We start from the raw sequence: 24,055 nt of genomic DNA, 5'->3' as shown, positions 1-24,055 counted from the left end.
AGTAGAAGAGAGGTGATTTGATGGGTAAAGAGTTGATTCATACAACGTTTCTGAACGATCATTGGACGTATGTACCATCGTTTGAGGAGTCCTTCGTGTCTCAATTTCCCGAGGGCGAAATGGTTCATATTCCTCATACGAATACGGTTTTACCGCTCAATAATTTTAGTGAAAAAGAATATCAATTCATCAGTGCCTATCACAACCAGTTCACCCTATCAAAAAAACGACAAAAACGCTATATCTTACATTTTGAAGGGGTGATGAATAGTTGTGATGTCTATGTGAATAAGACGCATGTCTGTACCCATCAAGGTGGTTACACCGCATTTCATGTTGATGTGACAGCACAATTGAAGAGTGGTGAGAATGAGATCGTAGTTCGTGTCGATAGCCGTGAAAGCAATAATATACCACCCTATGGGAATGTTGTAGACTTTTTAACGTACGGTGGTATTTACCGTGAAGTGTATCTAGAAGAACAACCACAAAACTACATTGAATATGCGTTAATTGACGTCGTCGACGATCAGCTTCAAGTACGGTTGTTACTCGATGTGAAACAAGCGAAAGACACGGTATTTGCATTTAATATTTACAAAGACAAACAGCTTGTTTATTTCTTTGAACGGGAATACAATCTGCAAAAAAACGATATTATCGTCAAGGAAAAGGTCTATCTCGACGAATGGAGTCTGGAAGAACCACACCTTTACGAGTTGGAAATTGTTGTTGAAGAAGAGGTCGTTTATCGCAGCACGTTTGCGAACCGTACAGCTGTTTTTGCAACGAATGGATTTTCATTAAACAATACACCAATCAAACTTGTTGGTTTAAACCGTCATCAAGCGTATCCGTATGTCGGATATGCGATGCCATCGACGGAGCAAAAGCGTGATGCAGAAATGTTGAAGGAGCGTCTCGGTGTGAATATTGTCCGCAGTAGTCACTATCCACCAAGTCGCCACTTTCTAGACCGCTGTGATGAACTGGGATTACTTGTTTTCTGTGAGATTCCCGGGTGGCAATACATTGGCGATGACCAATGGAAACAACAAGTAGAACAAGATGTACGCGATATGATACTCCATCATTACAATCATCCTTCCATTATCATTTGGGGGGTTCGAATCAATGAATCCGGTGATGATCATGAGTTGTATACAACGACCAATCAAATAGCCAAAGAACTCGATCCCTATCGAGCAACGGGAGGTGTGCGCAATTTCGCTAAGAGTGAGTTCTTAGAAGACGTGTATACCTACAATGATTTCGTACACCATGGGGATAATCAAGGTCTTGAACAACCGCATAAAATTACGAAGAAATCCCACCCGTATTTGGTCACCGAATACAACGGTCATATGTTCCCAACAAAATCCTTTGATGATGAAGCACATCGGATTGAACACGTAAAACGCCATTTAACTGTGCAAGAGGCAAACTTTTCAAATGTTCATATTTCAGGAGCGATTGGCTGGTGTATGAACGATTACAATACGCATAAGGATTTTGGTAGCGGTGATCGTGTTTGTTACCACGGTGTTATGGACATGTTCCGTATTGAAAAAGATGCGGCCTATGTGTACGCGAGTATCGGACGTAAGGAACCGTTTATGCACATCACATCTGCCCTACATATCGGCGATCGTGAAGCCAGTGAAATCAAAGAGGTGATGATTCTTACAAATCTCGATCTCATCAAGTTCTATATCAATGATGAATATATTGGTGAATACACACCATCTCATGAGTATAAAGCCCTACCTCATCCACCCATTATTATTGATGACTTCATTGGACAATTGATTCACGAACACGAGTCGTTCTCCGCAAAAGATGCGGATACGATTAAATCCATCTTACTCTACATTATGAAACATGGTTTTCGTTTACCACTACGAAAGAAATTACAAATGGCTTGGGTTATGTACAAATACAAACTCAGCTATGCGCAGGCAGCGAAACTGTATGAAACGTATGTTGGAAAATGGGGCTTGGAATCATTAACTTATCGATTCGATGGCTATAACGATCAGTTACTTGTCGTTTCAAAAACCGTGGGTACTTCACATGAAGAAATACTTGATGTGACCGTCGATAATTCAACCATTACCGAATCCTCGACGTACGAAACGTCACGAATTGTGGTTCGACACATGGATCATCACGGTACAATCAAGCGCTATAGTAACGAAGTTCTCCAATTGTCGACCAACGGTCCTATTGAAATCATAGGTCCAAAGCTCGTCCCTTTAACAGGCGGTGTCCTTGCGATATACGTTAAATCGATGTTGCAAAAAGGGGAAGGAACTCTCCATATTTCATCCGCTCGTTTTAAAACGAAGTCTGTGAACATTACAATTATCTAAACAGGGAAAATTCTTCCCTGTTTTTTTAATTGAAAAAGATTCTAAAAATGAATTGACAAGCGCTTACATCGTACAGTATAATTACTACGTTAAGGGACAAAAACAGAGGAGCGTATTTGCGTGTAAATGGAATGTGTTAACGGGATGAACACTGAATCATTTCATTGAAGGACAAAAACGCCGAAAACGATGCATTCGTTCACAATGTAGCGTTTGATGATTCCGGGAACGCCGGATTCATTGTCATGTATATGATGAGCTGTTTATGAGAAATCATAAACGGCTTTTTATTTTGAAAAGGAGGATACGATGACATACAAAACAATTGATCAAATTGCCATTGGTGATCACGCAGAACAGACGGTGTTAATCGAAGCGAGTAAGATTGAGGTCTTTGGTGAAATCACCAATGATGTAAATCCTGTGCATTTTAACGAGGAGTATGCACAAAAGACGATATTTAAACACCGTATTGCCCATGGTATGTATATTGGATCGCTATTTAGCAAAGTGTTCGGTATGCAACTACCGGGAGAAGGTACGATTTATATCAGCCAAAGTTTACGATTTAAACGACCGGTATATATTGATGATACAATCACTGCTAAAGTCATTGTCACGGATAAGAACGAAGAGCGAAATCGTGTATTCTTTGATTGTGTTGCCACAAACCAACACGGTGAGGTAGTTATTACAGGTACTGCGGAAATGATGCCACCGAACAAGGAGATGGATCAATGAAAAAGAAAATACCACTGGAACAATTAAACAATCATGTGTTTGATGGAATGTCGATTATGGTTGGTGGATTCATGGCAGTTGGCACACCAGAAGGATTGATTGATGAACTGGTTCGAATCAACGTAAAAGACTTGACAATTATATGCAATGATGCCGGATTTGTTGATCGTGGTGTGGGTAAGTTAATCGCAAATGGTCAAGTGTCTCATTTAATCGCATCTCACATTGGGCTAAATCCAATGGCAGGACAGTTGATGAGTTCAGGAGAAATGAAGGTAACCTTGGTACCTCAAGGAACTTTGGCAGAACAAATTCGAGCAGGCGGTGCTGGTTTGGGTGGGATATTAACTCCAACTGGGATTGGTACCGTTGTCGAAGAGGGGAAACAAGTTCTCTCTCAAGGGGGCAAACAGTACATTTTGGAACCTGCATTAACGGCTGACCTATCCCTGATTGATGGGTATGAAGTGGATACTTATGGGAATGTCACATATACAAAGACATCCCGCAATTTTAACCCATTAATGGCAACTGCGTCAAAGGTGGTTATCTGTCAAGCGCGCAAAATCGTTGACTCGATTAACCCTGATCATGTATTGACCCCCCATATTTTTGTTGATTATGTTATTCAGGAGGTGCAACATGGATAAAATGGCTGTAAAAAACTTTATCGCACGACGTGTTGCCCGTGAATTACATGATGGTGATGTCGTAAATTTAGGTATTGGATTACCAACACTCGTCGGTAATTTTGTTCCAGATGATGTAGAGATATTTTTACAAAGTGAAAACGGATTAATCGGACTTGGACCAAAGCCGGACGATAATGCGATCGATAAAGATATAACTAATGCAGGTGGTCAACCGGTAACACTACTCCCTGGAGGAATGTACTTTGATAGTGCGACATCATTCGGTATCATTCGTGGTGGCCACGTTGATGTCACAGTATTAGGTAGTCTACAAGTTGATGAAACAGGTAGCTTAGCCAATTGGATTATTCCTGGAAAGATGGTGCCTGGTATGGGTGGTGCAATGGATTTAGTGACGGGTGCGAAAAAAGTCATTATTGCAATGACTCATACAAACAAAGGAAAACCAAAGATCTTAAAACGCTGTACGTTGCCGTTAACTGCTAAAAACCAAGTTGATTTAATTATTACAGAGATGGGTGTTTTTGACGTTAGAGAAGACGGACTACACCTGATTGAGTATAATCCTGAGTTTTCGATTGATGAGATTGTTGAAGCGACTGAAGCAACGCTAATCATCAATCATCCAAAACCAATGGAGATGGAGGTATAATCATGGAAAAAGCATTTATTCGAATGAGACTTAGTGCGCATCATGCGCACTATGGAGGTAATCTTGTTGATGGTGCATTTGTAATGCAATTATTTGGTGATGTCGCTACGGAGTTGTTGATTCGTAATGATGGTGATGAAGGCTTGTTCAGAGCGTACGACAATGTTGAGTTTTTGGCTCCCTTATACGCTGGAGATTATATCGAAGTTGAGGGTGAAATTACGAAAATAGGAACAACATCTAGAGCGATGTCGTTCACTGCCTACAAAGTTATACAAGCTCTTCCTGATATTAGTGAATCAGCTGCAGAAGTATTACATGAACGAGTATTTGTAGCTAAAGCAACAGGAACTTGCATTGTACCGAAAGATAAACAGCGCTATCATGGATAAATTAATTATTACCTGTGCAATTTGTGGAGCCGAGGTTACTAAAGAACAGAATCCTATGGTTCCTTATACAATTGATGAGTTAGTACGTGAGGCGAAATCTGCATATGATCAGGGAGCGAGTATCATCCATCTTCATGTACGTGACGATGATGGCACACCTACGCAATCAAAGGATCGCTTTCTTGAAGCAATTGAAGCGATAAAAAAAGCATGTCCAGATGTTATTATTCAACCCTCAACAGGCGGAGCAGTAGGGATGTCTAGAGACGAACGCTTACAACCGACGGAGTTGTATCCCGAAATGTGTACGCTAGATTGTGGAAGTGTAAACTTTGGTGGTGATGAAGTATTCATCAATACCGAAGCTGACATCATTTATTTCAGTGAAAAAATTTATGAAAAGAATATTTTTCCTGAATTGGAATGTTTCGGTAAATCCCATATTGACCAGGTGCTGAGATTGCATCAAAAAGGGCACCTTAAAAAGCCCCTCCATTTTAGTTTTGTTCTCGGTGTTCCTGGAGGACAAACAGGAATGGAACGAGATTTTCATTTCTTACGAGAGTCGATTCCTGAAGATGCGACATTTAGTGTTGCTGGAATCGGACGATATGAGTTTCCTCTTGCAAAACTAGCGATCAAACACGGAGGACATGTACGGGTTGGATTGGAAGATAACTTATATATATCAAAGGGTATATTAGCACAAGGGAATGGTGAATTAGTACAACAGATTGTTGCTATAGCCAAGGAATACAACCGAGATATTGCATCACCAAATGAAGCACGACAAATACTTGGAATAAAGGAGAAACATCATGACACCATGTAAATATGGAACACATCGTGTGATTGAACCCCTCGGCGTGTTGCCACAAGCAGCACTGAAAATCAATAATGAGATGAGGATTCAGGATAATGAGTTATTGATTGATGTGATTACTTTGAATATCGATAGCGCGTCGTTTACTCAGATAAAACAAGCATGTGATAATGATTTAGAGCGGATGAAAACGATGATTGAAGAAATTGTTCATCAACGAGGTAAAATGCAGAATCCGGTCACTGGTAGTGGTGGGATGTTGATTGGCAAAGTTAAGAAGATTGGAAAGGATTTTCCTAATCAAGAATTAGATATTGGTCAAACGATTGCTACCCTTGTGTCCTTATCGCTTACACCGCTCAAAATCGAAACTATCCACTCCATTAGTATCGAGAATGATCAAGTTCATATTACAGGAGAAGCGATTTTGTTTGAGTCTGGAATTTATGCAGTTATACCAGAAAATATGGATCAGCATCTTGTGTTAGCAGCTCTTGATGTAGCTGGGGCTCCGGCACAAGTAGATAAGCTTGTTAAAAATGGCGATACCGTATTAATTGTGGGTGCTGCAGGAAAATCTGGTGTGCTTTGTGCATATCAAGCGAAACAAAAAGTCGGTCCAACTGGTCGTGTTATCGGATTGGTTAATGAGGAATCTCAAATAGCTTTACTTCAAGAACTTGGGTTGTGTGATGCCATAATTCTTGCAGATGCAACAAAAGCGATGGAGGTATATCACAAGGTCCAAGATATTGTACCTGAACTATGCGATGTTACCATTAATGTAGTGAATGTGCCTAATACGGAAATGAGTTGTGTATTAAGTACGAAAGACACTGGCATTGTCTATTTCTTTAGTATGGCAACATCATTTACCAAAGCTGCACTTGGTGCTGAAGGTATTGGTAGTGATGTAACGATGATTATTGGAAATGGATATACCAAGGGTCACGCAGAACTAACATTGGACTTAATTCAACATGCTCCAAAAATAAAAGCGTTGTTTGAACGCTTGTATACCTAGGAGGTTCATATGGCTGTTAAACTATATACGAAACATCTTGCTCGTCGTCAACAATACTTTCCCCATGTTACAGATGCAGAGTGGAATGACTGGCACTGGCAGGTACGTAATCGAATCACTAGTGTTGAAGAGTTGGAGCAGTATTTTCCATTAGATAAAAAGGAAAAAGACGTTATTGCCAGTGTTTTAGGACAGTTTCGCATGGCAATTACACCCTATTACCTAACATTAATCAACCCGGATAACAAAAAAGATCCCGTACGCTTACAAGCAGTACCTGCAGTAGATGAAATGTACGTTGGACTTCATGATTTGGATGATCCCCTTCATGAAGATGGGGATATGGTTGTTCCTGGATTGACACATCGCTATCCTGATCGCGTATTATTCTTGATTACGGATATGTGTAGTATGTACTGTCGTCATTGTACCAGACGTCGATTTGCTGGCCAACAAGATTCTGGATCAAAGATGGATTATGTTGACAAAGCATTGGAATACATCCGCAATCATCCCGAAGTAAATGATGTGCTACTAAGTGGTGGAGATGCTTTTTTGGTCAGTGATGCTCGTCTAGAATACATCATCAGCGAGTTACGTAAAATTGAACATGTAGGCGTTATTCGAATTGGTAGTAGAACACCAGTTGTAATGCCCCAACGAATTACTCAGGAACTCGTTGATATGCTACAAAAGTATCACCCGATTTGGGTAAATACGCACTTTAATCACTCCAAAGAGTTGACACCGGATGTTCAAGCAGCGTTAGCACGGATGGCAAACGCTGGGATTCCTTTAGGCAATCAATCGGTATTACTTAAAGGTGTGAATGATTGTGTGAATATAATGAAGAAACTTGTCAAACGGTTAATCCAGTTACGCGTACGGCCATACTATATCTATCAATGTGATTTATCGAAAGGAATTGCTCACTTTAGAACTCCAGTTACAAAAGGTATTGAAATCATAGAAGGTTTACGAGGACATATAAGTGGAATTGCAGTTCCAACATTTGTTGTAGATGCACCCGGTGGTGGTGGAAAAATCCCAGTAATGCCGAACTATATTATCTCACAAGCTCCTGGGAGAACGATTCTGCGTAATTATGAAGGTATGATTACAACCTATTATGGCCCTACACATTACGATAATGAATGTGAGTGCGAAGACTGTGTCGCCGCTCGAGAAGGTGTGTTTGATCCGGAATTAACATCGACAATCCGGTTAGATCAATATAATGTTCATCGAAAGCGAAAAAACAATCATTAAATCGATTGAGAAGTATGTAGAGCCCTATCACAGTATTTCCATTATCGGAATGGCAAAAAATGCTGGGAAAACAACCGTTTTAAACACCATTATCAGTGCGCATAAAACCAAACGACTTGCTATTAGCTCCGTCGGATTAGATGGTGAAGAAATCGATACAATAACCAATCAGAATAAACCACGGATACAAGTATACCCAGGTATGATTATCGCAACAACAAAAGAGTGTTTAGATCAATCAACCATTACGTATGTAATTCACGAAAATACAAATATCCGAACCGCCTTAGGAACTGTGGTGATCTGTGAAGTAATTAGAGCGGGACTTATATTAGTTGCAGGACCTTCGAGTCGAAATAAAATGAAAAAACTAAAATCCATAATTACAAAATATGAACCGTACAAAATTCTATTTGATGGAGCATTGTTTCGAAAATCCATTGCGTCAAGAGAACTTGTTGATGGGATAATCTTTGTTACAGGAGCAAGTTATTCATCAAATATAGATAAGGTTATTAATGATACAAAAATAACAATTGACCACTATAGTATAAAAGCTGTAGAACAATCGCTGAAAATCAATGTAAAAACAAATGAAAACAATATAATTATATTTGAAAATAAGGCGATTAAAACGGTAACAAAGGATAATATTATCGATAAAGAACACATTTTAGAACAATTTTTAACAGAAGAAACTAGAGTTCTATACTTACCAAGATCACTAAATGAAAAAATAGTTGAAGTTATTTTATCGAACAAAAATAAGTTAACACAATTTAAAATTATCGTACAAGATGCAACTTATATCTTACTAAAACCACAAACATTGGCAAAATTGTCAAAAATCGGTATAAAAATTAGTGTCCTGAATCCAATCGACATAATCTTTGTTGCATACAATCCTATCTCACCTTACGGTTATTCTTTTGATAATAATGAGTTTAAGTCTAAACTAAGAGCCGCAATAGGATTTGAACCGATAAATGTTTTACAAGATTTGGAGTGATTATATCTTATGAATCTACTATATTTAGATGAAGAAAAAATAAATAAAGCCCGCAACTACGCGCTACAAGTAGCTTTAGATACGCAAAAGTTTATTGATCAACACACAACTGTATCTGTAGAACGGACAGTTTGTCGATTATTGGGTGTTGATGGAGTAAATGATTTGGGTGTACCATATCCAAACATCATTGTTGATCAAGTCTTACAGGCTGGAAAACTTGATCGAGGGGTAGCTCGGTATATTGCCGGGGCACTTTTCCACACAAATTATGATATTTCTGAGCTTGGTGAATTAATTTCGAATGATAAGATTGATATTACAAAATATCCTGATATTAATGAAAAACAAGTATACAGTACATTACAGATGTTTATTGATAGTATACTTATTAAGATTAAAGAAAATGCTTCTAGTAGAACTTCATTTATGTTGAAATATCCACAAAAGGAAGGACCATTGCTATACGTAATCGTTGCAACTGGTAATATTTATGAGGACGTTGTGCAAGCAAAAGCTGCTGCCAAAGCAGGAGCAGACATTATTGCTGTAATACGCTCAACTGGTCAAAGTTTACTGGATTTTGTTCCTTACGGTCCTACCACAGAAGGATTTGGGGGTACTTACGCTACTCAGGAAAACTTCCGTATCATGCGAGAAGCATTGGATGAAATTGGTGAGGAACTAAATCGTTACATCATGCTTGTAAATTATGCTTCCGGATTATGTATGCCAGAAATCGCTGCGATGGGAGCTATTGAACGACTTGATATGATGTTGAATGATTCATTGTATGGAATCTTGTTTCGTGATATTAATGAGCAACGGACGTTTGTTGATCAGTATTTTTCCCGTGTTATTAATGCCTATTCTGGAATTATCATTAATACTGGAGAAGACAACTATTTAACAACGAGTGATGCAGTTACGGAAGCACATACGGTTTTAGCTTCCCAATTTATTAATGAGCAATTTGCCAAACTTGCTTACATGAAAGAAGAACAAATGGGTTTAGGGCACGCGTTCGAAATTGATCCAAATGTTGAGAACGGCTTCCTATATGAATTAGCCCAAGCTGAAATGGCTCGTGAGATTTTCCCAAAAGCGCCATTAAAATATATGCCACCAACAAAATATATGACTGGGAATATATTCAAAGGACATGTGCAAAACACCTTATTTAATATAGTGACAAAAGTAACAAATCAGCGAATCCATTTACTGGGTATGTTAACGGAGGCTGTTCATACACCGTTTATGAGTGATCGATACTTAGCAATTGAAAACGCCTCTTATATCAATACTACGATGAAAGACATCCGCAATGAAATTCAATTTCGTAAAGATGGTATTATTGTGCAACGAGCACACCAAGTTCTTGATGATGCAACGAACTTGCTTCAGAAAATCGCGAATATCGGGATCTTTGAAACAATTGAACAAGGAATTTTCGCGGGTATTAAACGCGAAAAAACAGGTGGTAAAGGCTTGGATGGAGTTGTAAAAAAACATGAATCGTATGTAAATCCTGTACTTGATGCAATGATACAAGAACTACGGGAGGGATCCGTATGAGCTACGATTTGAATAAAAAGCAATATGATAAAGAGCTTGATCTCAAAAAAGTAAAACCATACGGCGATACTATGAACGACGGTAAAGTGCAGCTTAGTTTCACGTTACCTATTCAGAATGATGAAAAAGGTCAAGAAGCTGCCCGGCAATTAGCTCGAAAAATGGGCCTATCAGATCCCTTAATTGCAGAAGCAATTTCAATCGAAGATACATATACTATGTACATAATATATGGTTCGGTCAATCATGTCATAGACTATACATCCATCCATGTCAAAACGGTCGATACACCTGTAATGAACCGCGATGAAATCGAGCAATATATCGATGATTATATTGGACGAGAGATTGTCGTTGTAGGAGCATCTACAGGAACCGATGCACACACCGTTGGAATTGATGCAATAATGAATATGAAAGGTTTTGGGGGACATTATGGATTAGAGAGATATCGTAATATCCTTACATACAACTTAGGCAGCCAAATATCCAATGAAGAGCTAATACGAAAAGCATTGGATGTGAATGCAGATGTGATATTGATCAGTCAAACGGTTACACAAAAAGACGTTCATATTCATAACCTCGTACACTTCATTGAGTTATTGGAGGCAGAGCACCTGCGAGAGCGTTTCATAGTGATTATTGGAGGGCCTCGAATTTCCCATGAATTAGCAAAAGAATTGGGGTTTGATGCAGGATTTGGACCGAAAAAGTTCGCTGAAGATGTTGCTTCATTCTTTGTAGAAGAACTGCGACAAAAAAAAGAGAGTGCATAAGGCACTCTTTTTAGTTGTTTACAATCATAATAACAGGCATAATCATTGGATTACGTTCGGTTTTGTCGTAAATATATTTGCTTAAAACTCTTGTCATCGTTTTCTTTAAGTATGAGATGTTAATTGTTGTAGAATTAGACAACTTGTTTTGAACTTCCGTTCCCACTAATTGGCTCATTTCAGACGTTAACTCTTCATGCTCACGCATGTAAATGAATCCTCTAGATGTAATAACTGGTTGTCCAACTAGTTTCATAGTTTCTTTATCAACAGTAACAATTGCGCTTAGTAGTCCATCCTCACTTAGTAGTTTACGATCACGAATAACAACACTTCCAATGTCACCAATTCCTGATCCATCGATATAGACGCTACCAGCTTGAACTTTTCCAGCAACTCGAGCGCTGCGCCTTGTTACGGCGAGAACGTCTCCATTGTCTAGAACAAACTCGTTTCCTTTTCGTACACCGGTGTTAATTCCGATTTTAGAGTGAATCTTCAACATCCGGTATTCACCATGGATTGGCATAAAGAACTTAGGCTTAATCAATTTTAACATGAGCTTTTGTTCTTCTTGTCCAGCATGCCCAGACGTATGAGTGTCTGTAAGTGGTGAGTTGGTAATTACATTTGCACCACGACGGAATAGCATGTTAATCGTTTTACTAACACCCTCTTGATTTCCAGGTATGGGGCTAGAACTAAAGATGACGGTATCCCCATTTTGAAGTGAAATCTGACGATGTGTACCTGCTGCAATACGGCTTAATGCAGCCATCGGTTCACCTTGTGAACCGGTGCAGATAATCGTCATCTGTTCATTAGGGTATCGCTTCAAATGATGTGGATCAATGAACGTTCCTTGGGGTGCTTTTATGTAACCCATGTCACGACCTACTTCAAGTGTTCGTAGCATGCTGCGTCCATAAACAGCAACCTTCCGATTGGTAGCAACACTAGCTTCAACGATTTGTTGTACCCGATGAACATTGGAGGCAAAAGTTGCCACAATGATTCGACCATCGATCTTGGTAAAGATATCTTTGATATTTTCCGATACAACCGATTCGCTCTTTGTGAAATCTGTAAGTTCTGCATTGGTTGAATCACTGAGCAATAACAATACTCCTTTACGGCCTAAATCAGCGATTCTATGATATGATGCATCCGGTCCAGTTGGGGTGAAATCAAACTTAAAATCCCCAGTATGAACAATCACACCTTCAGGTGTGTGAATTGCAATACCATACGAATCAGGAATACTATGATTGGTTCTAAAAAAACTAATCGATAGTTTACCGAGTACGATTTTTTCATACTCTTGATACTCGATAATTGGTACTCTAAATCCTTTGTGTTTCTCTAGTTTGTTTTTAATTAAGCCTACAGCTATACCACTGGCATAGATTTTTGGTACCTTTACTTGACGCAGCAAGTACGGGATACCGCCGATATGATCTTCGTGTCCGTGTGTAATAATAAGTGCTTTAATTTTATCCTGGTTTTCAAATAAATACGTGTAATCTGGTATGACGTAATCAATACCGAGTAAATGGTCCTCTGGGAACAATATACCCGAATCAATAACAAGAATTTCGTCTTGATATTCGACGACATACATGTTTTTACCTACTTCGCCAAGACCACCTAATGCAAACACACCGACTTCATTCTTTTTCAATAAATTGTTTTGCATTAATAGAAGTCCTCCTAACTGAATCGTTATCTTCTATATTAATTATACCAAATAACTAATGTAATCGGAAAGAATATGTTATGAAAATGTTTTTATCTTGCTTATTTTAAGCCCTTTTTTATGGTATAATATGATAAAACTAAGAAACATAGAAATGAGGTGGTTCGATGAGTATGAAAATTCTCTTTTTTGATATTGATCGCACCCTCTATGATCCAGATACGAGATCGATACCTCGTAGTACCATTCGCGCATTAAAACAACTACATAATAATCCGAATATTGAGATAGCTATTGCAACTGGTCGGGCGTATTATATGTTGCATAATATTGAAGAAATCAAACCCTTCATAAATATCTTCATTTTAATAAATGGACAAATCATTATGAAGAATGGAGAAACGATATATCGCAATCCGATTCCAAAGGATAAAGTACTTAAGATTGTCCAAACGCTCGAGGATCACAATATGAAATATGGGTTCTTAGGTGAGTTTGATGAGACATTAAACATCGTTGATGAAAAGGGAAAAGAAGCTTTTGAGCTGGTTGACATGAAACTACCAAGAGTTGACCCGAATTTCTATTTAGAAAATGATATATTTCAAATGTGGGCATTTTGCGACCGAAAAAAACATCAATTCTTCCGTGACCAGTTGGATAATATGGATTTGGTACGCTGGTTGGGTGGTGGCTTCGATATTTTAAGCAAAGGTATGAGTAAAAAAGAGGGAATTAAGAAGATCTTAGAACTTGAAAATATTCCAATAGAGAATGCATATGCATTTGGTGATGGCGATAATGATATTGAAATGCTGGATTATATACCCAATAGTGTTGCCATGGGAAATGCAAGTGAATTGGCAAAAAAACATGCAACTTATGTGACGGACGATATAAAAAATGATGGGCTATATAAAGCACTGGTCAAACTGGGATTTATCGATGATTAAGAAACTACGTCTTTCGCAAAAAAACCAATCAGACTATCCATTTAATATTCCGTCACTGAAGCATACATCAACATTATCACTTAACCAACCAATTACGATCTTTGTCGGCGACAATGGAAGTGGTAAATCAACACTTCTACAAGCCATTGCTTATAAGAATAACTCGATAAATGTTAGTAAGAATGATTTACATAGTCCGTATTATAAAGATGTTCATCGTCTAGCCAAGTCGATGATACTATCGCATGATGTACAAACCCGCAAAGGATTTTTCTTTAGTGGAGAAGACTTCATTACCTACATCAACCATTTAAAAACAATGAAACAGCAACTTGAAGCTGAATATCAAGAAGTTGCGGACGAGTTTAAGAATAAGAGTGAATATGTTCGTTCCCTAGCTCTTGGACCGATTGCTAGCCAGTTGCATCAATTACATGAGACGTATGACGGGGAACTTAATAAACGCTCTCATGGAGAAGGTTTCTTAACCTTCTTCAAAGCACGGATGCATCAACAAGGAGTATATTTACTTGATGAACCGGAGACTCCTCTTAGTCCCCTCAACCAATATCAGTTACTGGTTTTATTAACTGATTTAGCACGGAGCGGATCACAAATTATTCTAGCAACCCATTCACCGATCCTAATGGCATTAGAAGGTGCTATAATATATGAGTTTACAGATGATGGAATCACTCCCATTGCATATGAGGACATTGAGTCGGTGCAATTTACGAAACATTTCTTAAACGATTATCAGAATTATCTACGCCGAATTTAGGTGAAAATATGATTGCAGAAGTTCTTGTAGATGTACCAGCTAAAGCGGTAGATCGAACCTTTGATTATGCAGTACCTGCTGCATTTGAATCGATTATTGAAATGGGACAACGGGTGCAAGTACCCTTTGGTCCTCGTTTCATTATGGGATATGTGCTTCAGCTGAAAGAAACAACAGAGGTGCAAGGACTCAAAGCAATTAAAGGGGTGATGGACCTTGTTCCATCACTAACAAGAGAACTTTTAGAACTAGGTAAAACGATGCAGTTTACAACAACTAGTCCACTAGTAAGTATTTATCACGCAATGTTACCACGCGCCTTACAATCCAAATACAAGAAAACATTGGTTTGTCATGATATAACCAAACTGGATAGTGATGTAGCAGGTTTGTTCAATCGTTATCAAGAAGCACCCTATAATGACAGTATTATTCCATTTTTACCTGCTATCAAGCAATATATCCAACAAGGCGTCATTGAAATTCGACATACGATACAACAACGAGGACATAAAAAATACATTACATATCTTGCGCTTGAACAACCTGATTTCCCTGTCCGTGGAGCCAAACAACAAGCAATAATCAAGTATTTAGCGGACTATGACGAACCGCAATTAAAACGACAAGTATTGATGGCAACCAAGGCATCCCATTCAACCATCAAGTCTTTACTTGAGAAAGGTATCGTTACGGAGATCGAAGAAGAGACATATCGTCAGATTCAGCATCGATATGATGCGTTAAATAAATGCGTCACCTTTACCGCTGAACAACAAGTTGCATACGATGCGATTCATCAAAATCTCAACCAACATCAGACCTTTTTGTTAAAAGGAGTCACTGGCAGTGGAAAAACGGAGATTTATTTAAACATTATCGAAGATGTTGTCACTCAAGGGAAGCAAGCGATTATGTTGGTTCCCGAGATTTCCTTAACACCGATGATGGTATCCCGATTCAAAGGGCGTTTTGGTGAAAAAGTAGCCTTGCTGCATAGTCGATTGTCGATTGGTGAAAAATACGATGAATGGCGAAAAATTCGTCGCAAAGAAGTGGATGTTGTTGTCGGGGCACGAAGTGCGATTTTTGCGCCGTTTGAACATCTGGGTGTTATCATTATCGACGAAGAACATACCGATAGTTACAAACAAGATACCTTGCCAACGTATCATGCAAAAGACGTCGCTATGATGCGTGCTGAGTACTATGATATACCACTAATCTTGGGGAGTGCAACCCCTTCGGTAGACAGTTATTTTGAAGCACTTGAGGGTCGATATACGATGCTTACCATGGAGGAACGTGCCAATCAAACAACATTACCCGATGTTTATATCGAAGATATGCGTTATGAGTTCCAAGGTGGTAACCGTTCGATTTTCTCCAAACGCTTAAAAGCGTTGATTGATGATCGTTTAGCCAAGAAACAACAAATCATGCTTCTTCTAAATCGCCGCGGACATTCGACATTTGTGATGTGCCGTAACTGTGGTGAAGTCATCATGTGTCCCAACTGTGATATTTCCTTAACGTACCATGAGCGCAATGATACATTGCGGTGTCATTATTGTGGTCACGATGAACAAAATCCAACCAATTGTCCCTATTGTGGAAGTCCCCATATACGCTACATGGGGATTGGTACTGAGAAAGTCGAAGAAACCGTCAAAGAGATGTATCCGGAAGCTAAAGTGATTCGCATGGATACCGATACAACGACTTCCAAAAATGCCCATGAAGAACTCCTCTATCAATTTGAACATGAAGGAGACATCTTAATTGGTACCCAAATGATTGCCAAAGGTTTGGATTTCCCCAATGTAACACTGGTTGGTGTATTGGCTGCTGATATGTCGTTAAATCTTCCAGATTATCAAGCGGTAGAACGAACTTTCCAATTATTGACGCAAGTCTCAGGACGGGCTGGCCGTCATGAACTCGAAGGAGAAGTTGTGATACAAACATACAATCCAGACCATTATGCGATTTTGTACGCCAAAGATCATGATTATGAATCGTTTTATAAAACCGAAATGAAGATCCGTCAGCTTGGTGGTTATACTCCGTATTACAACATTGTCCAGATTTTGATACGTGATAAAGATGTGAAACGGGTGTTAAAAATCGGAACATCAATCGTTATGCAGTGTCGTAAAGAACTGGAAGATGATGTCATTGTTCTCGGTCCTGTACTACCGAAAGTGGCTCGAATTAATAATTACTATCGAGCTCAAATCATCATTAAGCACCAACAGTCACCATCGATTGATCGAGTCCTAAAAGAACTCTATAATACATACAACGAAACGATTATGATGGCAATTGATAAACATCCACAACTCTTATAGGAGGTTGTATTATGAATATTGTATTTATGGGAACACCACAGTTTAGTGTACGGATATTAGAAGCTGTACACGACAAATATGGTGTCACCTTGGTGGTGACGCAACCCGATAAACGTGTGGGTCGGAAACGAGTTTTAACCTATAGCCCCATCAAAGAAAAAGCATTGGAACTCAAGATTCCCGTGTTTCAACCACGTCGGATTAAACAGGATTTTGACGTGATATTAGACACCAAACCAGACTTGATCATTACCGCTGCGTACGGCCAAATTATTCCGAATGAAGTGTTGGATGCGCCACGGTTAGGATGCATCAATGTCCATGGTAGTTTGCTTCCCCAGTTACGTGGAGGGGCACCAATCCAACGTGCGATTCAGCGGCTCTATGTTACTACGGGAATCACGATCATGTATATGGCCCAGCAAATGGATAGTGGCGATATTATTTCACAACGTTCGATTACGATTCAACCGTATGATACCTCTGGTACATTGTTTGAAAAACTGAGTGTGCTTGGACGGGATTTATTGATGGATACGTTACCTGACATTGTAGCGGGAACCAATTCACGGACGCCGCAAGATGAGTCGCTGGTCACGTATGCATATAACTTAAAGCGTGATGAGGAACACATTAACTGGGGTCGTTCGTGTGAAGAAATTGATGCCCATATTCGCGCGTTTACTCCGGAACCACAGTGCTATAGTATCCTTGATAATAAACGACTAAAAATCCTTGAGGTACAACCATGCACTTATCCAAAGAATACTACCTTTGATCAATATCAGAATGGAACCATTGTCGAAGTCCAAAAAGAGTACTTTGGTGTCAAAGCAGAAGATGGTGTTATAAAAGTCTTTACCGTTCAATTAGAGGGGAAAACAAAACAAGATGTAAAGACCTTCATGAACGGTTCCGGACGGAACATGATTAAGTTATACAAAGTATTTCAATAATGTACAGTTGTGGTATAATATAATATTAGAGGTGATGCAATTGAAACCAACCGGATTATATTCTCGTGATGAGATGCTTGAGTTAAATATTCAAACGCTAAAAGAACGTACCGTTACCGTTGAAGAAATCGCCGAAGTGGCGTATCGTCAACAGGCAAAATGGAGTGATCAAGTCTCAATGGCTGATTGCATTGATAGCGTGGAAAAAATCTTGAGTTTACGTGATGTTTTCCACATCTTGCAACTCGGTGCAGAAATTGATCGATTAACCGATGCTGGTTTATTCAAAGGTCCGATTCAAGACATCTTGAAAATCGACTTAGGCATGTTTGGTATCGATGAGTTGTTTGGTCTTGAATTAGCTGGTTTGTACGGCACCATCGGCAAAACCAACTTTGGCGATATTGATGTCAACAAACCACTGGTTATCGATCGTCTGAACGGTGAAGGTAAACACGGTGGTATGTGTCATACGTTTATGGATGATATCGTGGGTGCTCTTGCAGCAGCAGCCTCGACACGTGTTGCCCAAATGCTAAATGAAATAGAAGCGCATAAAGATCCCAATGTAGAGGAAATCAAACTCGATTTAGACGTATAGGGAGTGAGGTCCATGGCTAAGGACTATAAACGCCTTGACGATTTCTTTCAAAAACCTACGTCTGAACCCGAAGAACTGAAGAAGTACTATGAAGATTTAAACAAGGGTATCGATCCAAACAAACTAACCGTTACCGATAAAGTAGCCATCTTCTTTAGAAACTTGGTCTCACGAGTAGAAATATTATACAAAAAAGAAAAACCGAAAACAGAAGTCGTTGAGAAACCATCTGGCTTACGCCATAAAATAAAAGTATATTATCGATTTGTTGTTCAAAAATTCATCGAACTCTTCAACTTTGAAGCCGATGTCGATATCTTGGACAATACATCGGTCCTTTTCCAACGGAATAAAGTTAATCGCCGAATCTTATTCATCATCAATGCGATTTTCATTCTGTTTTTTGGGTTTATTGGTAATCAACGACCTAACTATATCGTCATTGCTGCATTTGCCGTATTGATGTTGATTATTTCACGTACCTTGCGGAAAATCATCAATGAAAAACCACGTACTTTACTGAAACAACAAATGGCGATGTACATCGGTAGTGTCTACATATTAATGGCCTCAATTGGGGTCTACATCAAACTGCGGTGGTCCGCAGGGAATGTCGTTATCGGCGATTTGGTTCAACTTGGAAATGACGCGCGGATCACGACCTATATTACTGATATTTCAATATCTCAAGCGGGATATTTATTAATCTATTTCTCGTTGATCGTAATTAGTTTGTATCAAGATGCAACCTTACTTCGAATCTTATTCCGCTGGGTCTTTGGATTTATGTTCATCGTCCATATTTTAATCATGTATCCGTTATACGATCATGCAGCAAGCTTCCAAGAGTTATACGATTACTTATTTGTCACCAATGTCAATATTACAATTGACATTGTCCTAAGAACCGTAACGCTGGTGGTGTTCTACATTGCCCTTTACTCCAGTGTATCGATTGGCCAGATGATGAATAACAAACGGAAAGAAGAAATGATAAAACGTCGCGAAATGGAACAGGACTTTACGGCGGTTGTCGGGGATGTATTTGATGTTATCAGTGTGTTTAACTCGCATACCATCAATCAGAACAAAGCCGATGTTCACCGCGTTGCGGAAATGGCAAGTCGCCTAGCGAACATCTTAGGCCTCTCGTCACGTGTATGTTCCGAAATTTATAATTATTCCGTGATTCATATTGATCGCGTTACCGATTTGTCCATCTTACAATACGAAGGCAAAGATACGCTTACGGAAAAAGACTACGGTGTCATTCGTGAAAAAACGGTACTTGGTAGTGTTGTTATCAAACGATTGCAACTCAATCAGAAATCAGAAGACATTGTTCGAATGCACTTTGAGAAAACCGTGGATCCCAACCTTGTCGAGAAAATGAAACGGATTCAACGCTCACAAGAAGGACAGATTATCCTTCTTGCTGAAATTTATGATATCTTACGTCAAGAGAGAAATTACAAAAGTGAATTAAAACATAAACGCGCGATCGATTTACTACAGCTAGAGTTCAAAGAGTACTTCGAACCCTACATTTTGGATCGATTCTTAAAATATCAAATGGAATTTGAAGCGTTTTATGAGAAATATAAATACTCAGAATTAGGTGAAGCAGAATGAAACGATTTTTTACATCCGAAAGTGTAACAGAAGGCCATCCTGATAAAATTTGCGATCAAATCAGCGATGCGATTTTAGATGCGATATTAACCGATGATCCCGATGCTCGAGTGGCCGTCGAAACCAGTGTCACAACCGGGTTAGTACTAGTCAGTGGTGAAATAACTACAACCACCTACATCAACGTTCAAGAAATCGTTCGTAATACCGTTAAAGAAATCGGGTATGATCGAGGGAAATATGGTTTTGATTCCGAAAATCTTGCGGTTTTGGTGGCGATTGATCCCCAATCACCTGATATTGCGATGGGCGTGGATGATTCACTTGAACACGAACAAGGTGCTGGCGACCAAGGGATTATGTTTGGATATGCAACCAATGAGACGGATGAATATATGCCAATCACCATTCACTTAGCCCATAAACTCGCTCGGAAAATGAGCGAAGTTCGTAAAAATGGAACCCTCGCATACTTACGTCCGGATGGAAAAACGCAGGTGACAATGGAGTTTGATGATGACAATCAACCGCAGCGAATTGATAGTATTGTCATCTCCACACAACATTCTCCAGAGATTGCCCAATCGCAGATTCATGCGGATATTAAAACACATGTTATTGATGCTGTTATTGATCCCAATTTACTCGATGAACATACGAAATACTACATTAATCCGACCGGTAGCTTTGTCATTGGTGGACCCCAAGGAGATGCGGGGTTAACCGGACGGAAGATTATCGTCGATACGTATGGTGGTGTTGGCCGCCATGGTGGAGGAGCATTCAGTGGAAAAGATCCATCGAAAGTCGATCGAAGTGCTGCTTATGCGGCCCGTTATGTCGCCAAAAATGTCGTTGCTGCAGGGCTTGCTGACAAGTGTGAAGTGCAAGTATCCTATGCGATTGGAATCCCCCATCCAATGAATATTTATGTCGAAACATTTAATACGGGACATGTATCGGATGAGGTAATTGTCCAAGCGATTGAAGACCAGTTTAACCTCCATCCAAAAGCCATTATTAAAGAACTGGATCTGAAACGACCCATCTACAAACAAACAGCAGCTTATGGACATTTTGGACGTTCTGATCTTGATTTACCATGGGAAAAATTAGACAAAGTTGAGGCATTGAAACAATACTTGTAAGGAGTGATTAGATGAACTGGTTATGGGATTTACTCATCATCGTTGTACTCGCAGCAATTGTGTGGGTCATCATCGTCTATCAACGCAAGCGATTACTTCGATTATGGAATGAAGTAACGAAAGATGAAGTGGCATTCTATCGTCAACTAGAAAAAGTGCATCGCTTGTTTTATGAACATCTTGATCTTGTCAAGACCGAGGACAATCTCGAATGTGTCCGCATGGTTCGACGTTATCGAAAAAAGCGAATTCGCTCGTTGCTTTTAAATACGCGCCAAGATTTATATAACTCGATCAATCTCCTCTATGATGAAGTGGACGAACACGATGAACCAGAATACATCATTATGAAAGAGGAATACGACAACCTTCAAAAAATCCGGCGGATATACAACTCGAAAGTTCTGATCTACAATCAAACCATCAGTGTCTTTCCAACGAGATATCTTGCCCTACGGATGAACCTTGAACTAAAAGAATATTTTGGATAAAGCACAAATTGTGCTTTTTTTCTTTGAAAATATTTTCATTTGACCATTACGCATGAAAATGAATGAAAATTGAAAAATATGATGAAAAACAAGTCATTTATACAAACGCTTACAAAAAAAACACAAAAACACTTGATTTATACAACATACTAGTATAATATATATAATGTTTTACAGACTAACTCTGAATAAATAGAGGTATCGAGACATGATTCCAAACAGTCAAATGAACGGAAAAATAGTTCGAAAACCAGCCGTTTTATCAGAAAAACGACCACTGTTTATTCGTGACGAAAAAATCAAAGGATAGCACTCTTTTTAGAGACTGTCCTTTTGTTATTATAGGAGGAGTATCGATGAATACAGTCGTAATAGGTGTCATCGGAGCAGACGTCCATGCCGTCGGTAATAAAATCATTGACTATGTACTCAGTGAAAATGGATTCAATGTTGTTAACATTGGTGTGTTGTCGAGTCAAGAAGATTTTATTAATGCCGCCATTGAAACCGATGCCAAAGCAATCTTGGTATCGAGTCTATATGGCCATGGTGAAATGGACTGTCGATATTTCAAAGAGAAATGCGTGGAAGCTGGGTTAGACCACGTAAAACTGTACGTAGGTGGAAACATTGTGGTGGGGAAACAAGACTTCACAGAAGTCGAAAAACGCTTTAAGGACATGGGATTTGATCGTGTGTATGCACCAGGGCAAAAGATCGAAGACGCCCTGAAGGACTTACGTCACGATCTGATGGTTCAATGAATCCTTATCTCCTAGTAGATTTCGGATCAACCTACACCAAACTCACCTGCGTCGATTTAGAGAACGAATACATCATCGGGACAGCGAAAGCACCAACAACCGTGGAAACCGATGTTTTAGATGGCTATGACAAAGCCTTTAAATACCTCATCAGTGATCACCCAGAGATTAAACACATCTCTGGTATTTCTGCATGTAGTAGTGCCGCAGGTGGATTGAAAATGGCCGCAATTGGTCTCGTCGAAGAGTTAACCGTGGAAGCCGCCAAACGCGCTTGTCTGGGTGCGGGAGCCATTGTTACCAAAGTCTATTCACACCATATGACCAACAAAGAAGCACAAGAACTGAAAGATGCGGACATTGATATTGTTTTACTCGCCGGTGGAACCAATGGTGGGAACAAGGAATGCATCCTTCATAACGCTAGGAAAATCAAACAATTCGGCATTCGCGTTCCGGTGATTGTTGCTGGGAATAAGGATGCCTATGATGAAATCGAGGAACAATTCCAAGAATCCAATATCGAATACTACTTCGTCAACAACGTTATGCCACAACTAAAAAAACTCGATGTTAGTGAAGCTAAACACGCAATCCGTAAAATCTTCATCGATAAAATCATTGAAGCCAAAGGTATTAAAAAAGCCGAAGAACGGATCGGGGAGATTATCATGCCTACCCCTGAAGCCGTATTACTTGCTGCAGAACTCTTAAGTAAAGGCTATGAAGACGAAGCAGGATATGGAGAACTAATCGTGATTGACATTGGTGGTGCAACCACCGATGTCCATACCATTGGGGAAGGATTCCCCAAACGAACTGAAGTCATTTTAAAAGGACTAGAAGAACCCTTCGCAAAACGTACCGTTGAAGGTGATCTCGGGATGCGCTACAGTGCAAACGCCTTACTGAGTTTGGTCTCTGATTATGAATTTAAGCGCTACTTTGAAGAGGATGACACCTGTAATCACAATATTGAAAAATCACTCAATCGTCGCAGTAGTCACGTCGACTTTATCCCCAAAACCAAAGATGAAGAAGAATTTGACAAAGCGATTGCAAAAATCTGTTGTGATGTGTCGATGAGTCGTCACGTTGGTCACGTTGAAGTCGTACACACTCCCTTAGGTGACATGTATTACCAAACCGGGAAAGACCTGACTGGAATTCAATATGTCATTGGTACAGGTGGTGTATTAATCAACAATAAAGAAGCGAAAAAAATCTTAAAGCAAGTGAACAAAAAATCGAACAAAGCCTTAGAATTACGACCGACAAATCCATCGATTTTAATCGACAAGAGCTACATCATGTCAGCAATGGGATTATTAAGTCAGAAATACCCTAAGGTAGCACTGAAGCTGCTTAAACAATACTTAATGTAGAGGCGATA

22 protein-coding genes are annotated in these 24,055 nt (G+C 39.4%); 21 read left to right on the top strand and 1 reads right to left on the bottom strand.

Going from position 1 to position 24,055, the window contains the following annotated elements:
• The first annotated feature begins 20 nt into the window (after window positions 1-20).
• The 11 genes from G4Z02_RS00855 (at window position 21) to kamE (ending at window position 11,289) form a co-directional block, all read left to right on the top strand.
• Complete coding sequence (locus tag G4Z02_RS00855; RefSeq protein WP_258877960.1) at window positions 21-2,372, top strand: glycoside hydrolase family 2 protein; 2,352 nt, start codon at window positions 21-23, stop codon at window positions 2,370-2,372.
• A 309-nt stretch (window positions 2,373-2,681) separates the two neighbouring features.
• Window positions 2,682-3,113 carry a MaoC family dehydratase gene (locus G4Z02_RS00850; RefSeq protein ID WP_258877959.1) on the top strand — a complete coding sequence of 144 codons (432 nt, stop codon included), beginning with the start codon at window positions 2,682-2,684 and terminating at the stop codon, window positions 3,111-3,113.
• A complete protein-coding gene (locus G4Z02_RS00845; protein ID WP_258877958.1) occupies window positions 3,110-3,763 on the top strand; it encodes a CoA transferase subunit A in 654 nt (217 codons plus the stop codon). The genes G4Z02_RS00850 and G4Z02_RS00845 overlap by 4 nt, the downstream gene beginning before the upstream one ends.
• The gene (locus tag G4Z02_RS00840; protein ID WP_258877957.1) at window positions 3,756-4,418 is read left to right on the top strand and encodes a 3-oxoacid CoA-transferase subunit B; all 663 of its coding nucleotides are present in this window, start codon (window positions 3,756-3,758) and stop codon (window positions 4,416-4,418) included. Before G4Z02_RS00845 ends, G4Z02_RS00840 begins: the two co-directional genes overlap by 8 nt.
• Window positions 4,419-4,420: 2 nt before the next feature.
• On the top strand, window positions 4,421-4,810 hold the full coding sequence (gene kal, locus G4Z02_RS00835; RefSeq protein WP_258877956.1) for a 3-aminobutyryl-CoA ammonia lyase: 390 nt from the start codon (window positions 4,421-4,423) through the stop codon (window positions 4,808-4,810).
• Window positions 4,803-5,642 (top strand): 3-keto-5-aminohexanoate cleavage enzyme, encoded by an 840-nt coding sequence (kce, locus tag G4Z02_RS00830; RefSeq protein ID WP_258877955.1) that lies wholly within the window; start codon window positions 4,803-4,805, stop codon window positions 5,640-5,642. The genes kal and kce overlap by 8 nt, the downstream gene beginning before the upstream one ends.
• Window positions 5,629-6,657 (top strand): L-erythro-3,5-diaminohexanoate dehydrogenase, encoded by a 1,029-nt coding sequence (kdd, locus tag G4Z02_RS00825; RefSeq protein ID WP_309544587.1) that lies wholly within the window; start codon window positions 5,629-5,631, stop codon window positions 6,655-6,657. The genes kce and kdd overlap by 14 nt, the downstream gene beginning before the upstream one ends.
• 9 nt (window positions 6,658-6,666) lie before the next feature.
• On the top strand, window positions 6,667-7,926 hold the full coding sequence (kamA, locus tag G4Z02_RS00820; protein ID WP_258877954.1) for a lysine 2,3-aminomutase: 1,260 nt from the start codon (window positions 6,667-6,669) through the stop codon (window positions 7,924-7,926).
• Window positions 7,895-8,935 carry a lysine 5,6-aminomutase reactivase subunit KamB gene (gene kamB, locus G4Z02_RS00815; RefSeq protein ID WP_258877953.1) on the top strand — a complete coding sequence of 347 codons (1,041 nt, stop codon included), beginning with the start codon at window positions 7,895-7,897 and terminating at the stop codon, window positions 8,933-8,935. The genes kamA and kamB overlap by 32 nt, the downstream gene beginning before the upstream one ends.
• 9 nt (window positions 8,936-8,944) lie before the next feature.
• Entirely contained in the window at window positions 8,945-10,510 is a 1,566-nt protein-coding gene (kamD, locus tag G4Z02_RS00810; protein ID WP_258877952.1) for a lysine 5,6-aminomutase subunit alpha, read from the top strand.
• Entirely contained in the window at window positions 10,507-11,289 is a 783-nt protein-coding gene (kamE, locus tag G4Z02_RS00805) for a lysine 5,6-aminomutase subunit beta (RefSeq protein ID WP_258877951.1), read from the top strand. The genes kamD and kamE overlap by 4 nt, the downstream gene beginning before the upstream one ends.
• A gap of 10 nt (window positions 11,290-11,299) precedes the next feature.
• Here kamE and rnjA read toward each other — a convergent pair whose 3' ends face one another.
• Window positions 11,300-12,985 (bottom strand): ribonuclease J1, encoded by a 1,686-nt coding sequence (rnjA, locus tag G4Z02_RS00800; RefSeq protein ID WP_258877950.1) that lies wholly within the window; start codon window positions 12,983-12,985, stop codon window positions 11,300-11,302.
• Window positions 12,986-13,152: 167 nt separating this feature from the next.
• Here rnjA and G4Z02_RS00795 point away from each other — a divergent pair, with 167 nt between their 5' ends.
• From G4Z02_RS00795 to glmL, 10 genes are all read left to right on the top strand, one after another.
• Complete coding sequence (locus tag G4Z02_RS00795; RefSeq protein WP_258877949.1) at window positions 13,153-13,938, top strand: Cof-type HAD-IIB family hydrolase; 786 nt, start codon at window positions 13,153-13,155, stop codon at window positions 13,936-13,938.
• Window positions 13,931-14,719, top strand: a complete 789-nt coding sequence (locus G4Z02_RS00790; protein WP_258877948.1) for an AAA family ATPase — start codon at window positions 13,931-13,933, stop codon at window positions 14,717-14,719. The genes G4Z02_RS00795 and G4Z02_RS00790 overlap by 8 nt, the downstream gene beginning before the upstream one ends.
• A gap of 8 nt (window positions 14,720-14,727) precedes the next feature.
• Window positions 14,728-17,070: a primosomal protein N' gene (gene priA, locus G4Z02_RS00785; RefSeq protein ID WP_258877946.1), complete on the top strand. Its 2,343-nt coding sequence runs from the start codon at window positions 14,728-14,730 to the stop codon at window positions 17,068-17,070.
• Window positions 17,071-17,081: 11 nt separating this feature from the next.
• Complete coding sequence (gene fmt, locus G4Z02_RS00780; protein WP_258877945.1) at window positions 17,082-18,026, top strand: methionyl-tRNA formyltransferase; 945 nt, start codon at window positions 17,082-17,084, stop codon at window positions 18,024-18,026.
• 40 nt (window positions 18,027-18,066) lie between these two features.
• Window positions 18,067-18,627: a phosphatidylglycerophosphatase A gene (locus G4Z02_RS00775; RefSeq protein ID WP_258877944.1), complete on the top strand. Its 561-nt coding sequence runs from the start codon at window positions 18,067-18,069 to the stop codon at window positions 18,625-18,627.
• Between the two features lie 12 nt (window positions 18,628-18,639).
• On the top strand, window positions 18,640-20,259 hold the full coding sequence (locus G4Z02_RS00770) for an HD-GYP domain-containing protein (RefSeq protein ID WP_258877943.1): 1,620 nt from the start codon (window positions 18,640-18,642) through the stop codon (window positions 20,257-20,259).
• Complete coding sequence (gene metK, locus G4Z02_RS00765) at window positions 20,256-21,407, top strand: methionine adenosyltransferase (protein ID WP_258877942.1); 1,152 nt, start codon at window positions 20,256-20,258, stop codon at window positions 21,405-21,407. Before G4Z02_RS00770 ends, metK begins: the two co-directional genes overlap by 4 nt.
• A gap of 11 nt (window positions 21,408-21,418) precedes the next feature.
• On the top strand, window positions 21,419-21,898 hold the full coding sequence (locus tag G4Z02_RS00760) for a LemA family protein (protein WP_258877941.1): 480 nt from the start codon (window positions 21,419-21,421) through the stop codon (window positions 21,896-21,898).
• 356 nt (window positions 21,899-22,254) lie between these two features.
• Window positions 22,255-22,662, top strand: coding sequence for a methylaspartate mutase subunit S (gene glmS, locus G4Z02_RS00755; protein WP_258877940.1), 408 nt, complete (start codon window positions 22,255-22,257; stop codon window positions 22,660-22,662).
• Window positions 22,659-24,047: a methylaspartate mutase accessory protein GlmL gene (gene glmL / locus G4Z02_RS00750; protein WP_258877939.1), complete on the top strand. Its 1,389-nt coding sequence runs from the start codon at window positions 22,659-22,661 to the stop codon at window positions 24,045-24,047. Before glmS ends, glmL begins: the two co-directional genes overlap by 4 nt.
• Window positions 24,048-24,055 lie beyond the last annotated feature (8 nt).

The organism is Candidatus Xianfuyuplasma coldseepsis (assembly GCF_014023125.1).
GTDB lineage: Bacteria > Bacillota_I > Bacilli_A > Izemoplasmatales > Izemoplasmataceae > Xianfuyuplasma > Xianfuyuplasma coldseepsis.
Note: the sequence above shows the minus strand (reverse complement) of the source record. Positions and strands in the feature narration are given on the sequence as shown.